Below are 14,583 nucleotides of genomic sequence, written 5' to 3'. Positions count from 1 at the left end.
CGCCGACCGTCGCACCGCGACAGTCCGGCGCACCGCGGTGCGGCCGCGCCGCGACATGCTGCGTGCGGCCGACCCGGTAGACTGGCTGGACTTGGCAACCTTTAAGGCCGTCCTGAGAGGCGGAGAAGGGAGTCGGTTGATGGCACGTGCTGTGCTCAGTCAGGCTGACATCCAGCGGGCGTTGACCCGCATCTCGCACGAGATCCTCGAATCGAATCGCGGGAGCCGCGATCTCGTCCTCCTCGGCATTCCGACGCGCGGCGTGTTCCTCGCCCGCCGCATCGCCGAGACCATCGCGCGCATCGAACCCGATGCGCCGGAGCCCGCGGTGCTCGCCGGCGCCGTCGACGTCACGATGTACCGTGACGATCTCGGCCGCACCCGCACCCGCACGCCCTCGCCGACGCAGTTGCCCCCGGGCGGCATCGACGGCAAGACGGTCGTGCTCGTCGACGACGTGCTCTACTCGGGTCGCACCATCCGCGCCGCCTTCGACGCGCTCGCCGACCTCGGCCGGGCGCGCGCGGTGCGCCTCGCCGTGCTCGTCGACCGTGGGCACCGCGAGTTCCCGATCCGCGCCGACTTCGTCGGCAAGAACCTCCCGAGCTCGACGCGCGAGCGCATCAACGTGCGCCTCATCGAGACCGACGGCGACGACGCCGTCACGATCGAGGGGGGCGACGAATGAAGCACCTGCTCGGCACGCGCGACCTCGCACGCGACGAGGCGATCGCCCTGCTCGACATCGCGGAGGACATGGCCGCCGTGCAGGAGCGCGAGGTCAAGAAGCTCCCGACGCTGCGCGGCAAGACCGTCGTGAACCTCTTCTTCGAGGACTCGACCCGCACCCGCATCTCGTTCGAGGCCGCCGCGAAGCGGCTCTCGGCCGACGTGATCAACTTCAGCGCGAAGGGCTCGAGCGTCTCGAAGGGCGAGAGCCTCAAGGACACCGCCCAGACCCTCCAGGCGATGGGCGCCGACGGCGTCGTCATCCGGCACCACGCGTCGGGCGCCCCGCACACGCTCGCGACGAGCGGCTGGATCGACGCGGGCGTCGTCAACGCCGGCGACGGCACGCACGAGCATCCGACTCAGGCCCTGCTCGACGCATTCACCATGCGCCGGCGCCTGCACGGCCCCGCGTCGCGCGGGAAGGGGCTCGACGGCGTGCGCGTCGTCATCGTCGGCGACATCCTGCACTCGCGGGTCGCCCGCTCGAACGTGTGGCTGCTCGACACCCTCGGTGCAGAGGTCCAACTCGTCGCGCCGCCGACGCTCGTTCCCGTCGCGACGGGCTCCTGGCCCGCCGCGGTCGGCTACGACCTCGACGCCGCCCTCGCGAGCTCGCCCGACGTCGTCATGATGCTGCGCATCCAGGCCGAGCGCATGCACGCCGCGTTCTTCCCGAACAGCCGCGAGTACACCCGCACGTGGGGGCTCGACGACGCCCGGTTCGACGCGCTGCCGCCGACTACGATGGTCATGCACCCCGGCCCCATGAACCGCGGGCTCGAGATCTCGGCCCGTGCGGCGGATTCGCCGCGGTCGACGGTGCGAGAACAGGTCGCGAACGGAGTATCAGTGAGAATGGCCGCGCTCTATCTGCTGCTGTCGGGCGAACGGGGTGAGGTCTGATGGGCGAGCGTCACCTCATCACCGGCGCCACGCTGCCGAGCGGCGAACGCGCCGACATCCTGCTGTCGGACGGCGTCATCGCCGAGGTCGGCACCATCACGGATGCCTCGGGCGCGACGGTCCACGACGCCGACGGCCTCGTGGCACTGCCCGGACTCGTCGACCTGCACACGCACCTCCGTGAGCCCGGCTACGAGCAGAGCGAGACCGTGCTGACCGGCACCCAGGCCGCCGCCGTCGGCGGGTTCACCGCCGTGTTCGCGATGGCGAACACCTTCCCCGTCGCCGACACCGCCGGTGTCGTCGAGCAGGAGGCGAGCCTCGGTCGTGCCGCCGGCTTCGCGACCGTGCAGCCGATCGGCGCGGTGACCGTCGGGCTCAAGGGCGCGGAACTCGCCGAGCTCGGGGCGATGGCGCGGTCGCGTGCGAACGTGCGGGTGTTCAGCGACGACGGCTTCTGCGTCTTCGACCCGCTGCTCATGCGCCGCGCGCTCGAGTACGTGAAGGCGTTCGACGGCGTCATCGCCCAGCACGCCCAGGAGCCGAGGCTCACCGAGGGCGCGCAGATGAACGAGGGTCCGCTCTCGGCGGAGCTCGGGCTCACCGGCTGGCCGGCCGTCGCCGAGGAGTCGATCATCGCGCGCGACGTGCTGCTCGCCGAGCACGTCGGCAGCCGCCTGCACGTCTGCCATGTCTCGACCGCCGGCTCGGTCGAGGTGATCCGCTGGGCGAAGGCCCGCGGCATCGACGTCACCGCCGAGGTCACGCCGCACCACCTGCTCCTCACCGACGACCTCGTCGCCGGGTACGACCCGCGCTTCAAGGTGAACCCCCCGCTGCGCCGCACCGAGGACACGCTGGCGCTGCGCGAGGCCCTGGCCGACGGCACGATCGACATCGTGGCCACCGACCACGCCCCGCATCCGGTGGAGGCGAAGGAGAGCGAGTGGGACGCCGCGGCCAACGGCATGGTCGGGCTCGAGTCGGCGCTGCCGGTCGTGCACGCGGCGATGGTCGAGACCGGCCTCATCGGCTGGGCCGATGTCGCCCGGGTGCTGTCGCAGGCGCCCGCCAGCATCGGCCGGCTTCGCGGGCACGGAGAGGCGATCGCCGCCGGCGCCGCGGCCGAGCTCACGCTCTACGACCCGCAGTCGAGCGGCGTGTTCGACCTCGACCGGCTCGCCGGCCGCAGCGTGAACTCGCCCTACCTCGGCCGCACCCTGCCCGGTCGCGTGGTCGCGACCTTCCATGCGGGCTACGCGACCTGCCTCGATGGACGTGCGCGTCCGGCCGACGAGGTCGCGCGACTCGCGGCCGAGGCCGCAGGAGGCGCGCATGGATAAGGTGATCGGCGCGATCGTCGCCGTCGCGGTCATCGCGCTCGTCGCCTGGCTCGTGCTCCGATCGTGGCGCCGACGAACGCGACGCGACGCGACGCTGTCGGCGCACCCGGTGCCCGCCGACCTCGGCGTCGCGACCCTCGAGTCCGAGGTGCTCTACGTCGCCACGACTCCGGCGGGCGTGCCGCTCGAGCGGCTCGCGATCCCCGGCCTCGCGTTCCGCGGGTCGGGACGTGTCGAGATCGTGCCGGAGGGGCTGGTCCTCCGCATCGCGGGGGAGCCGGTCACCTTCATCCCGGCCGACAAGCTGATCGGAGCGTCCACGGCGACGTACGCGATCGACCGTGCGGTCGAACCCGAGGGCCTCATCGCCGTCGGCTGGATCGCCGCCCTCGACGACGCGGAGGCCGAACCTCCCCGCGTCGACAGCTACCTCCGCGCCCGGTACCCGGGCGACCAGGCCCGGATCATCCGGGCCATCGACGACATCGCCGCCGCGCCCGACGCGCCGCGGCCGGAACACGAGAGCGAGGCCTCGGATGACTGAGACCGCCACCCCAATGTCAGAGCCGGCCGTGCTCGTCCTCGAGGACGGCACCCGCTACGAGGGCCGTGCCTACGGCGCCCGCGGGCGCACCGTCGGCGAGGCCGTCTTCGCCACCGGCATGACCGGCTACCAGGAGACGCTGACCGACCCGTCGTACGCCGGGCAGATCGTCATGATGACGGCGCCGCACATCGGCAACACGGGCATGAACGACGACGACGAGGAATCGAACCGCATCTGGGTGGCCGGCTTCATCGTCCGCGATCCCTCCCGGGTCGTGTCGAACTTCCGCTCGCAGCGGAGCCTCGACGACGACCTCGTGCGCTCCGGCGTGGTGGGCATCTCGGGCATCGACACCCGCGCGCTCACCCGGCACCTTCGTTCGGCCGGCGCCATGCGGGCGGGCATCTTCTCCGGTGACGATGCGCGCCTGAGCGCCGGTGAGCAGCTCGCCGTCGTGCAGGCGGGTGCCGAGATGGCGGGGCAGAACCTGTCGGCCGCCGTCTCGACCGCGGAGCCCTACACCCTGCCGGCGGAGGGCGAGCGCGTCGGCTCGGTCGCCGTGCTCGACCTGGGCGTGAAGACGTCGACCCTGCACTACCTCGCCGAGCGCGGGTTCGACGTGCACGTGCTCCCGCAGACGGCGACCGCCGACGAGATCCTCGCGATGCAGCCCGACGCGCTCTTCTACTCGAACGGCCCCGGCGACCCCGCGGCGTCCGACCAGCACGTCGAGATCCTGCGCACCGCGCTGCGCGCCGGCGTGCCGTACTTCGGCATCTGCTTCGGCAACCAGCTGCTCGGCCGGGCGCTCGGCTTCGGCACCTACAAGCTGACCTTCGGGCATCGCGGCATCAACCAGCCGGTCCTCGACCGCGCGACGGGTCGCGTCGAGATCACCGCCCACAACCACGGCTTCGCCGTGGATGCGCCGATCGACGCGGTGAGCGAGTCGAGCGAGGGCTTCGGGCGCGTCGAGGTCAGCCACATCGGCCTCAACGACAACGTCGTCGAGGGACTCAACTGCCTCGACATCCCCGCATTCAGCGTGCAGTACCACCCCGAGTCGGCGGCCGGCCCGCACGACGCGAACTACCTCTTCGACCGGTTCCGCGACATGGTCGCCCTTCGACAGGCCCAGGGCGAGTCGCCAACCACCGAGACCAGCCAGGAGGCAGGCAACTAATGCCCAAGCGCGACGACATCAACTCCGTCCTCGTCATCGGCTCCGGACCGATCGTCATCGGCCAGGCGGCCGAGTTCGACTACTCCGGCACCCAGGCGTGCCGGGTGCTCCGTGCCGAGGGCGTCCGCGTCATCCTCGTGAACCCGAACCCGGCCACGATCATGACCGACCCCGACTTCGCCGACGCGACCTACATCGAGCCGATCACGCCCGAGATCATCGAGCAGATCATCATCAAGGAGCGCCCCGACGCGGTGCTCCCGACGCTCGGCGGGCAGACCGCGCTCAATGCCGCGATCGCGCTGCACGACGCCGGCATCCTCGAGAAGCACGGCGTCGAGCTCATCGGCGCGAAGGTCGAGGCCATCCGCAAGGGCGAGGACCGCCAGCTCTTCAAGGACCTCGTGATCGAGGCGGGCGCCGACGTCGCCCGCTCGCACGTCGCCAAGACGCTCGACGAGGCGAAGGCGTTCGCCGAAGACCTGGGGTACCCGCTGGTCGTGCGCCCGTCGTTCACGATGGGCGGCCTCGGCTCGGGCTTCGCCTACACCGAGGACGACCTCGTCCGCATCGTCACGCAGGGCCTGCACGACTCGCCCACGACCGAGGTGCTCCTCGAGGAGTCGATCCTCGGCTGGAAGGAGTACGAGCTCGAGCTCATGCGCGACACCCACGACAACACCGTCGTGGTCTGCTCGATCGAGAACGTCGACCCCGTCGGCGTGCACACGGGCGACTCGATCACCGTCGCCCCGGCGCTCACGCTCACCGACCGCGAGTACCAGAAGCTCCGCGACATCGGCATCGACATCATCCGCGCCGTCGGCGTCGACACCGGCGGCTGCAACATCCAGTTCGCGGTCGACCCGGCCGACGGCCGCATCATCGTCATCGAGATGAACCCGCGAGTGTCGCGTTCGAGCGCGCTCGCGTCGAAGGCGACCGGCTTCCCGATCGCGAAGATCGCCGCGAAGCTCGCGATCGGCTACCGGCTCGACGAGATCCCCAACGACATCACCCGCGTGACGCCCGCGAGCTTCGAGCCGACGCTGGACTACGTCGTCGTCAAGGTGCCGCGGTTCGCGTTCGAGAAGTTCCCGGCCGCCGACCCGACCCTCACGACGACCATGAAGTCGGTCGGCGAGGCGATGGCGATCGGCCGCAACTTCTCGACGGCGCTGCAGAAGGCCCTGCGTTCCCTCGAGAAGCGCGGCTCGTCCTTCCACTGGGGTGAGGAGGAGCGCTCGGCCGACGAGCTGCTCGAGCTCGCGTCGGTCCCCACCGACGGGCGCATCGTCCTCGTGCAGCAGGCGCTCCGCAAGGGCGCCACGATCGAGCAGGCCTTCGAGTCGACGAAGATCGACCCCTGGTTCCTCGACCAGATCGTGCTCATCAACGAGGTCGCGGCGCACGTGGCGGCCGCCGAGGCGCTCGATCACGACACGCTGCTGCTCGCGAAGGACCACGGGTTCTCCGACGCGCAGATCGCCGAGCTCCGCGGCTTCGGCAGCGAGGCGGACGCACGAGAGGTGCGCCACATCCTCGGCATCCGACCGGTGTACAAGACGGTCGACACCTGCGCGGGCGAGTTCCCGGCGCTCACCCCGTACCACTACTCGAGCTACGACGTCGAGACCGAGGTCGAGCCGAGCGAGCGTCGCAAGGTCGTCATCCTGGGCTCCGGTCCGAACCGCATCGGCCAGGGCGTCGAGTTCGACTACTCGTGCGTGCACGCGTCCTTCGCGCTCTCGGCCGCGGGCTTCGAGACGATCATGATCAACTGCAACCCCGAGACGGTCTCGACGGACTACGACACGAGCGACCGCCTCTACTTCGAGCCGCTCACGCTCGAGGACGTGCTCGAGGTCATCCACGCCGAGTCGCAGACGGGCGAGCTCGTCGGCGTGGTCGTGCAGCTCGGCGGCCAGACGGCGCTCGGCCTCGCCAAGGGCCTCGAGGCGGCCGGCGTGCCGATCCTCGGCACGACTCCCGACGCGATCGACCTCGCCGAGGAGCGCGGGCTTTTCTCCGGCATCCTCGAGAGCGCCGGGCTGCTCGCGCCGCGCAACGGCACCGCGATCGATCTCGCCGGTGCCCAGCAGGTCGCCGAGGGCATCGGCTACCCGGTGCTCGTGCGTCCGAGCTACGTGCTCGGCGGACGCGGCATGGAGATCGTCTACGACACGGCCTCGCTCGCCGACTACTTCGTTCGCATCGAGGGTCAGGGCATCGTCGGGCCGAGCCATCCGCTCCTCGTCGACCGCTTCCTCGACGACGCGATCGAGATCGACGTCGACGCGCTCTACGACGGCACCGATCTCTACATCGGCGGGGTCATGGAGCACATCGAGGAGGCCGGGATCCACTCCGGCGACTCGAGCTGCACCCTGCCGCCCGTGACCCTCGGCCGCGCCGAGGTCGACCGCGTGCGCGAGGCGACGCGCGCGATCGCCGAGGGCGTCGGCGTGAAGGGCCTGCTCAACGTGCAGTTCGCGATCGGCGCGGGCGTGCTCTACGTGCTCGAGGCGAACCCGCGCGCGAGTCGCACGGTGCCGTTCGTGTCGAAGGCGCTCGGCATTCCGCTCGCGAAGGCCGCGAGCCGCATCATGGTCGGCGCGACCGTCGCCGAGCTCATCGCAGAGGGCATGCTGCCCGCGTCCGACGGGTCGCGCGTCCCGCTCGACGCACCGGTCGCCGTGAAGGAGGCCGTGCTGCCCTTCCACCGGTTCCGCACCCGCGAGGGCATCATGGTCGACTCGGTCCTCGGCCCCGAGATGCGCTCGACCGGCGAGGTCATGGGCATCGATCGCGACTTCCCGCGTGCCTTCGCGAAGAGCCAGCTCGCGGCCTACGGCGGCATGCCAGACTCGGGCACGGTCTTCGTCTCGGTCTCCGATCGCGACAAGCGCGCGATCATCCTGCCGGTGCTCCGCCTGCAGCAGCTCGGCTACGAGATCACCGCGACCGAGGGCACCGCCGAGGTGCTGCGTCGCAACGGCATCCGGGCGAGCGAAGTGCTGAAGTTCCACGACAAGCCCACCGCGGACGCGACGAGCGTGGTCGAGCTCATCCACCGCGGAGAGGTCGACGTCGTCGTGAACACGCCGAGCGGTCGCAGCTCGCGCGCCGACGGCTACGAGATCCGTGCCGCGGCCGTGGCCGCCGACATCCCCCTCTTCACGACCATCGCCGAACTGTCGGCCGCCGTGGCGTCGCTCGACGCGAAGGACGGCGGCTTCGAGGTGACGAGCCTGCAAGACTACGCCCGCAAGCGGGAGGAGACGGCGTGACCGACGAGCTCATCCCGTTCGGCGAGCGGCTCGGCGCCGTCTTCGCGGCCTACGGTCGGCTCTGCGTCGGCATCGACCCGCACGCCTCGCTCCTGTCGGCGTGGGGCTACGACGACTCGGCAGCAGGCGTCCGCGAATTCGGGCTGCGCGCCGTGGATGCCGCGGCCGGACGCGCCGGCATCGTCAAGCCGCAGGTCGCCTTCTTCGAACGGCACGGCGCCGCCGGCTACGCGGCCCTCGAGCGCGTGCTCGCCGAGGCGCGCGACGCCGGGCTCCTCGTGATCGCCGACGCGAAGCGCGGCGACATCGGGACGAGCGTCGACGCCTACGGCGAGGCGTGGCTGCGGCCCGGCTCGTCGCTCGAGGCCGATGCCATGACGATCAGCGCCTTCCAGGGCCTCGGGTCGATCGAATCGGTCATGGGCGCGGCCGAGCGATGGGGCAAGGGGCTCTTCGTGCTCGCGGCGACCTCCAACCCCGAGGCGGCCGCCATCCAGCGCGCCGTGCTCACCCAGTCGAGCCGCGAGGGGTCGACGGTCGCCGGCGCGATCGCCTCGGGCGTGACGAGCTGGAACCAGGGTCGTCCCGACGCGGCGGAGCGCGAGTTCGCCTCGATCGGCCTCGTGCTCGGCGCGACCGTCGACCTCTCGGCAGCGGGGATCGACGTGCACGGCGACGTGCCCCGGCCGGGTCTCCCGGTCCTCGCTCCCGGGTTCGGCCACCAGGGCGGCGAAGTCCGCGACCTGCGCGCGATCTTCGGCGCCCTCTCGGCAGGCGTCATCGTGAGCGAGTCGCGGTCGCTGCTCTCGGCCGGTCCCGACGGCCTCGCCGACGCCGTCGCGCGCCGCATCGACGAGATCGGCGCCATCGATGTCTGATCGTCCCGTCACCGCCGCCAACCCGCCCGAGGTCGACCGCGTCGCAGCCTCGCGCGCCGCCGTCGCCGCGCGACGGGCGCGCGCGGGCGTCAAGGCCGAGGTCGCCGCCTCGCGAAGGAGCCCGCTCGATGTCCTCCGCGTCGCCTACGAAGAGCCGGAGGGCGTCGAGGGGCGACTCCGGGTCACCGAGTTCCTGACGTCGATCCCCGCGATCGGCGCGACGAAGTCGGCCCGCATCATGCAGGACCTCGAGATCTCGACGTCGAAGCGTCTCGGCGGCCTCGGCCGCCTGCAGCGACGTCGGTTGCGCGAGTTCATCGCCGAGTGGGTCGCCGCCCACGGCGGCACCGGCGATCGTCTCGTGGTGCTCGCGGGGCCGACCGCGGTCGGCAAGGGCACCGTCGCCGGGTACATCCGCCAGCACCACCCCGAGGTCCGGCTCTCGGTCTCGGCGACCACGCGCGCGCCGCGGCCGGGCGAGGTCGAGGGCGAGAGCTACTACTTCGTCGACGACGCCGAGTTCGACCGCATGGTCGAGGCGGGCGAACTGCTCGAGTGGGCGACCGTGCACAACGCGTACCGCTACGGCACCCCTCGCAAGCCGGTGGAGCAGGCGATCGCCGCCGGCCAGAGCGTGCTGCTCGAGATCGACATCCAGGGCGCACGCTCGGTGCGACGTGCGATGCCCGACGCGACCCTCGTGTTCCTGCTGCCCCCGAGCTGGGACGAGCTGGTGCGCCGGCTCGTCGGCCGGGGCACCGAGACGGCCGCCGAGCAGCAGCGTCGACTCGAGACGGCGAAGGTCGAACTGGCCGCCGTCGACGAGTTCGACCACCAGGTCGTCAACCACGACGTCGGCGAGGCCGCCCAGAAGGTCGTAGACTTGATGCGACCTCGCAAGGGCCGACGCTGAGCCGTTCCCGGTTCGGCCTCCCTCGCCACGAGCTTTCGAGCGCCACGAGCGCATCCCACGATCAAGGAGTCATTCCATGGCTGAGAAGCAGTCCGGCATCATCGACCCGCCCATCGACGACCTGCTCTCGAAGGTCGACTCGAAGTACCAGCTGGTCATCTTCGCGTCGAAGCGCGCGCGCCAGATCAACGACTACTACGCCGACCTGCACGAGGGCAGCCTGTTCGACAACGTCGGCCCGCTCGTCGACTCGTCGATCGACGACAAGCCGCTCTCGGTCGCCATGCACGAGATCAACGAAGACAAGCTGCGGCTCCGCCCCCTCGGCGAGTGACGCCGAGGGCCGCATGACCCTCAACATCGTCGTCGGCATCACCGGCGGCATCGCGGCGTACAAGGCCGTCGGCGTCGTGCGGGCCCTCGTGCTCGCCGGGCACGACGTCCACGTCGTGCCGACCGAGGGAGCCCTGCGCTTCGTCGGCCGCCCGACGCTCGAGGCGATCTCGCGCAACCCGGTGCACACCGATCTCTACGAGGGTGTCGCCGAAGTGCGCCATGTCGCGATCGGCCAGGCGGCCGACCTCATCGTGATCGCGCCGGCGACGGCGAACACGATCGCGAAGCTCGCCGCCGGCCTCGCCGACGACCTGCTCGGCAACACGGTCCTCGCGAGCGAGGCGCCGGTCGTGATCGCGCCGGCGATGCACACCGAGATGTGGCGGAACCCGGCGACCCGGGCGAACATCGCGACCCTCGAGGCGCGCGGCGTCACCGTCGTCGGCCCGGCGGTCGGCCAGCTCACGGGCGCCGACAGCGGACCGGGCCGGATGGAGGAGCCCGAGGTCATCGTCGCGGCGGCGCTCGAGCGCGCGGCATCCCCGTCAGAGGGCGACCTCGCCGGACGCCGCATCGTCGTGACGGCCGGCGGTACGCGCGAACCGCTCGACCCCGTGCGCTTCCTCGGCAACCGATCGAGCGGCAAGCAGGGCGTCGCGATCGCCGAGGCGGCACGGGCCCGCGGGGCCCGCGTCACGCTCGTCGCCGCGAACCTCGAGATCGCCGAACCCGACGGCTGCGACGTACGCCGCGTGTCGAGCGCCCTCGAACTGCAGGCGGCGGTGACCGAGGCGGCGCAGGGCGCCGACGCGGTCGTCATGGCCGCGGCGGTCGCCGACTACCGGCCCGCGAGCGTCAGCGAGTCGAAGATCAAGAAGGATGCCTCGAACGACGGCCTCACTCTCGAGCTCGTCCGCAATCCCGACATCCTGGCCGGCCTCGGCGCGGCACCGCACGACGGCACGCTGCTCGTCGGCTTCGCCGCAGAGACCGAGCCCGACGACGACCGGCTGCTCGAACTCGGCCGGGCCAAGCGCCGGGCCAAGGGCGCCGACCTGCTCGTCGTGAACCGGGTCGGCTGGAGCGAGGGCTTCGCGACCGACGAGAACGCGGTCGTCGTCATCGACGGCGACGACTCGATCGTCACACGGCTTCACGGAACGAAGGCGTCGGTGGCCGGTGGCATCCTCGACGTGGTTGTCTCGAAGCTGACGAGCACCGCCGAACGCACGAAAGAAGCCGACCCCGCATGAGCGCCCTCCGACTGTTCACCTCCGAGTCCGTGACCGAGGGGCATCCCGACAAGATCTGCGACCAGATCTCCGACTCGATCCTCGACGCACTGCTGGCGGTCGACCCGCACAGCCGCGTCGCGGTCGAGACGCTCGTGACGACCGGCCTCGTGCACGTCGCGGGCGAGGTCACGACCTCGGGCTACGTCGAGATCCCCGCGATCGTCCGCGAGCGGGTCACGTCGATCGGGTACGACTCCTCGGACGTGTGGTTCGACGGTCGCTCCTGCGGCGTCTCGGTGTCGATCGGCGGCCAGTCGCCCGACATCGCGCAGGGGGTCGACCACGCCTTCGAGGCGCGCGAGCGTTCGAGCGAAGACGCGCTCGACCGGCAGGGCGCGGGCGACCAGGGCATCATGTTCGGCTACGCGACCCGCGAGACGCCCGAGCTCATGCCGGTGCCCATCTGGCTCGCGCACCGCCTCGCCGAGCGGCTCGCGCAGGTGCGCAAGGCCGGCGAGCTCGACTACCTGCGCCCCGACGGCAAGACCCAGGTCACCGTCGGCTACGACGGCCAGGTGCCGAAGACGATCGAGACCGTCGTGCTCTCGACGCAGCACTCGCCGGCGGTCTCCAACGAGCAGTTGCGCGCAGAGGTCGAAGAGCTCGTCATCCGCCCGGTGCTCGACACCGTCGAACTGGCCCGCCCCGAGCTCGCGGTGCTCATCAACCCGACCGGCCGCTTCGAGATCGGCGGGCCGCAGGGCGACGCGGGTCTCACCGGCCGCAAGATCATCATCGACACCTACGGCGGCGCGAGCCGGCACGGCGGCGGCGCCTTCAGCGGCAAGGACCCGTCGAAGGTCGACCGATCGGCGGCGTACGCGATGCGCTGGGTCGCGAAGAACGCCGTCGCGGCGGGGCTCGCGGACCGACTCGAGCTGCAGGTCGCCTACGCGATCGGCAAGGCCTCGCCGGTCGGTCTCTACGTCGAGACGTTCGGCACCGGTGCGCTGCCCGACGAGCAGATCATCGCGGCGATCCGCGAGGTGTTCGACCTGCGCCCGGCCGCGATCATCCGCGACCTCGACCTGCTCCGCCCGATCTACGCGCAGACCGCCGCCTACGGCCACTTCGGCCGTGAGCTGCCCGACTTCACGTGGGAGCGGCTCGACCGCGTCGCCGATCTCCGCACGGCCGCCGGGCTCTGAGGTGACGGGCGGCCCGGTCGCCAGGGTGCTCGTCGACTCGCCGCTGCCGCAGCTCGACCAGCTCTTCGACTACCGCGTGCCCGATCGCCTCGCCGAGGCCGCCCGGCCCGGCGTCCGGGTCCGGGTTCCGCTGCGTTCCGGGGGGCGGATCGCCGACGGCTGGCTCGTCGAGCTCGCCGCGTCGAGCGAGTACGAGGGCCGTCTCTCCGACGTCGACGATGTCGTGTCCGAGGTGCCGCTGCTGACGCCCGACGTCTGGAGGCTCGCCCGCGCGGCAGCCGACCGTGCCGCGGGCAATGCGAGCGACATCCTGCGCCTCGCGATCCCGAGCCGGTATGTGCGGGTCGAGCGCGCGTGGCGTGCCGCCGAACCCGATGCCGGCCCGTTGCCTTCCGAGGCCGTCGCCGTCGGCGGCTTCGAACCCGGTGCCGTCGAGGCGGGCATCGCGGCCGGGGAGCGCTTGTCGCTCGCCGCCGACCCGCGACCGGTGCGACTGCCGAACGGCGAGTGGGTCGGGGCATGGGCGGTCACGCTCGCGCAGGCTGCCGCGCGCACGCTCGCGGGCGACCGGTCGAGCCTCGTCATCGTGCCCGACTACCGCGACCAGGAGCAGCTCGAGGCGGCGCTGGCCGCCGTCGTCGACCCGAGACGGGTGCTGCGCACCGACGCCAGGCAATCGGGCGGCGCGCGCTTCCGGGCCTTCCTCGACGCGACCGGCGACGCGGCTCGCATCATCATCGGCAACCGGTCGACGGTGTACGCACCTGCCGCGCGCCTCGGGCTCATCGCGATGTGGGACGACGGCGACGCGCTCCAGCACGAGCCGCTGTCACCGGGGGTCCACCCGCGCGACGCGGCGCTCATCCGCCAGGAGCAGTCGGGTGCCGCGCTGATCTTCCTCGGCCACACGCGAAGCGTCGAAGTCGAACGGCTCGTCGAGATCGGCTGGGTGCGCCACGTCGCGTCGCACCGGCACACCCGGCCCCGAGTCATCCTGACCGAGCAGCAGTCGAGCCCCGAGCCGGGGTCGGCGCGCATCCCGTCGACCGCGTGGCGTCAGGCGCAGGAGGCCGTGCGGGAGGGCCCCGTCCTCGTGCAGGTCGCCCGTCCCGGGCACACGCCGATGCTCGTGTGCGACCGCTGCCGCGAACCCGCCCGGTGCGCCGCCTGCGGCGGCGGCCTCGCCGTGCCGCGGTCGGGCGGTGTCCCGCGCTGCACGCTCTGCGGCGCGAGCGCCGCCTCCTGGACGTGTCCCGTCTGCGAGTCGACGAAGCTCCGCGCCGCGACCGTCGGAGCAACCCGCACCGCCGACGAGCTCGGGCGAGCCTTCCCTCGGGCGAAGGTCGTGCTCTCCGACGGCGAGCGCCCCGTGCTGCGGGTCGGTCCAGAACCGGCACTCGTCGTCGCGACCCGCGGGGCCGAACCCATCGCCGACGGTGGATATCGTGCGGTGCTGCTCCTCGACGGCGAGCGGATGCTGCTGCGCGAATCGCTCCGCGTCGCGGAGGACTGCCTGCGCTGGTGGTCGAACGCCGCGGCCCTCGCCGCGCCGGGCGCACCAGTCTTCCTCGTCGGCGTCGCGGGCGCGCTCGCGCAGACGCTCGCCGGCTGGCGCCAGCTGGAATGGGCCGGCACCGAGCTCGCCGCCCGCCGGGCGCTGCGATTCCCGCCCGCGGTGCGGGTGGCGAGCGTCACCGCCCCGCACGCGGGCGTCGAGCGGGCGATCACCGCGTCGAAGGCGGCCGCCCCCGGCGTCGACGTGCTCGGTCCGACCCCCGCCGAAGAAGACCTCGAGCGGGCGATCGTCCGCTTCGACTACGGTGCGGGCAACGCCGTCGCGAAGGCGCTGCGGGCCGAGATGATCACGGTCGCGACCGAACGGCGCCGACCGGTGGGCGGTCGCCCGCCCCGCCGGCCCCGGGTGCTGCGCGTCCGCTTCGACGATCCCGACGTGCCGTAGCCGCACGTCGCCGAGCGAGCCCGTCGTCGGGATCCGGAAGAATGGCCGGGTGAAC

12 protein-coding genes are annotated in these 14,583 nt (G+C 71.9%); all 12 read left to right on the top strand.

Translation table 11 applies throughout. From position 1 onward, the window contains the following. The first annotated feature begins 136 nt into the window (after window positions 1-136). The 12 genes from pyrR to ACFWGP_RS05025 all read left to right on the top strand — a co-directional run bounded on the left by pyrR (window position 137) and on the right by ACFWGP_RS05025 (window position 14,528). Window positions 137-688, top strand: a complete 552-nt coding sequence (gene pyrR, locus ACFWGP_RS05080; RefSeq protein WP_376930246.1) for a bifunctional pyr operon transcriptional regulator/uracil phosphoribosyltransferase PyrR — start codon at window positions 137-139, stop codon at window positions 686-688. After that, on the top strand, window positions 685-1,635 hold the full coding sequence (locus ACFWGP_RS05075) for an aspartate carbamoyltransferase catalytic subunit (RefSeq protein WP_376930245.1): 951 nt from the start codon (window positions 685-687) through the stop codon (window positions 1,633-1,635). The genes pyrR and ACFWGP_RS05075 overlap by 4 nt, the downstream gene beginning before the upstream one ends. Then, the gene (locus ACFWGP_RS05070) at window positions 1,635-2,978 is read left to right on the top strand and encodes a dihydroorotase (protein ID WP_376930244.1); all 1,344 of its coding nucleotides are present in this window, start codon (window positions 1,635-1,637) and stop codon (window positions 2,976-2,978) included. Before ACFWGP_RS05075 ends, ACFWGP_RS05070 begins: the two co-directional genes overlap by 1 nt. Then, complete coding sequence (locus tag ACFWGP_RS05065) at window positions 2,971-3,522, top strand: hypothetical protein (protein ID WP_376930243.1); 552 nt, start codon at window positions 2,971-2,973, stop codon at window positions 3,520-3,522. The genes ACFWGP_RS05070 and ACFWGP_RS05065 overlap by 8 nt, the downstream gene beginning before the upstream one ends. Before the next feature lie 13 nt (window positions 3,523-3,535). Beyond that, window positions 3,536-4,708, top strand: coding sequence for a glutamine-hydrolyzing carbamoyl-phosphate synthase small subunit (carA, locus tag ACFWGP_RS05060; protein WP_376930242.1), 1,173 nt, complete (start codon window positions 3,536-3,538; stop codon window positions 4,706-4,708). Continuing rightward, on the top strand, window positions 4,708-7,998 hold the full coding sequence (carB, locus tag ACFWGP_RS05055) for a carbamoyl-phosphate synthase large subunit (RefSeq protein WP_231430901.1): 3,291 nt from the start codon (window positions 4,708-4,710) through the stop codon (window positions 7,996-7,998). Before carA ends, carB begins: the two co-directional genes overlap by 1 nt. Further along, on the top strand, window positions 7,995-8,876 hold the full coding sequence (pyrF, locus tag ACFWGP_RS05050; protein WP_231430902.1) for an orotidine-5'-phosphate decarboxylase: 882 nt from the start codon (window positions 7,995-7,997) through the stop codon (window positions 8,874-8,876). The genes carB and pyrF overlap by 4 nt, the downstream gene beginning before the upstream one ends. Continuing rightward, entirely contained in the window at window positions 8,869-9,789 is a 921-nt protein-coding gene (gene gmk / locus ACFWGP_RS05045; protein ID WP_231430903.1) for a guanylate kinase, read from the top strand. The genes pyrF and gmk overlap by 8 nt, the downstream gene beginning before the upstream one ends. Before the next feature lie 76 nt (window positions 9,790-9,865). Continuing rightward, complete coding sequence (gene rpoZ / locus ACFWGP_RS05040) at window positions 9,866-10,123, top strand: DNA-directed RNA polymerase subunit omega (RefSeq protein WP_231430904.1); 258 nt, start codon at window positions 9,866-9,868, stop codon at window positions 10,121-10,123. Window positions 10,124-10,136: 13 nt separating this feature from the next. Next, entirely contained in the window at window positions 10,137-11,378 is a 1,242-nt protein-coding gene (gene coaBC, locus ACFWGP_RS05035; protein WP_275506921.1) for a bifunctional phosphopantothenoylcysteine decarboxylase/phosphopantothenate--cysteine ligase CoaBC, read from the top strand. Then, window positions 11,375-12,568: a methionine adenosyltransferase gene (gene metK / locus ACFWGP_RS05030; RefSeq protein ID WP_231430906.1), complete on the top strand. Its 1,194-nt coding sequence runs from the start codon at window positions 11,375-11,377 to the stop codon at window positions 12,566-12,568. The genes coaBC and metK overlap by 4 nt, the downstream gene beginning before the upstream one ends. 1 nt (window position 12,569) lies before the next feature. Next, window positions 12,570-14,528 carry a primosomal protein N' gene (locus tag ACFWGP_RS05025; RefSeq protein WP_231430907.1) on the top strand — a complete coding sequence of 653 codons (1,959 nt, stop codon included), beginning with the start codon at window positions 12,570-12,572 and terminating at the stop codon, window positions 14,526-14,528. Window positions 14,529-14,583 lie beyond the last annotated feature (55 nt).

Source organism: Agromyces sp. NPDC127015 (genome assembly GCF_042725165.1).
In the GTDB taxonomy this organism is placed as follows: Bacteria; Actinomycetota; Actinomycetes; order Actinomycetales; family Microbacteriaceae; genus Agromyces; species Agromyces chromiiresistens.
The sequence above is the reverse complement of the archived record's forward strand: the minus strand, read 5'-3'. Positions and strand labels throughout refer to the sequence as shown.

Excerpts from the sequence above, each read along its gene's own strand:
- ACFWGP_RS05075 (WP_376930245.1), top strand. The coding sequence starts at position 685 with ATGAAGCACCTGCTCGGCACGCGCGACCTCGCACGCGACGAGGCGATC.
- carB (WP_231430901.1), top strand. The coding sequence starts at position 4,708 with ATGCCCAAGCGCGACGACATCAACTCCGTCCTCGTCATCGGCTCCGGA.
- coaBC (WP_275506921.1), top strand. The coding sequence starts at position 10,137 with ATGACCCTCAACATCGTCGTCGGCATCACCGGCGGCATCGCGGCGTAC.
- gmk (WP_231430903.1), top strand. The coding sequence starts at position 8,869 with ATGTCTGATCGTCCCGTCACCGCCGCCAACCCGCCCGAGGTCGACCGC.
- ACFWGP_RS05065 (WP_376930243.1), top strand. The coding sequence starts at position 2,971 with ATGGATAAGGTGATCGGCGCGATCGTCGCCGTCGCGGTCATCGCGCTC.
- metK (WP_231430906.1), top strand. The coding sequence starts at position 11,375 with ATGAGCGCCCTCCGACTGTTCACCTCCGAGTCCGTGACCGAGGGGCAT.
- carA (WP_376930242.1), top strand. The coding sequence starts at position 3,536 with ATGTCAGAGCCGGCCGTGCTCGTCCTCGAGGACGGCACCCGCTACGAG.
- ACFWGP_RS05070 (WP_376930244.1), top strand. The coding sequence starts at position 1,635 with ATGGGCGAGCGTCACCTCATCACCGGCGCCACGCTGCCGAGCGGCGAA.
- rpoZ (WP_231430904.1), top strand. The coding sequence starts at position 9,866 with ATGGCTGAGAAGCAGTCCGGCATCATCGACCCGCCCATCGACGACCTG.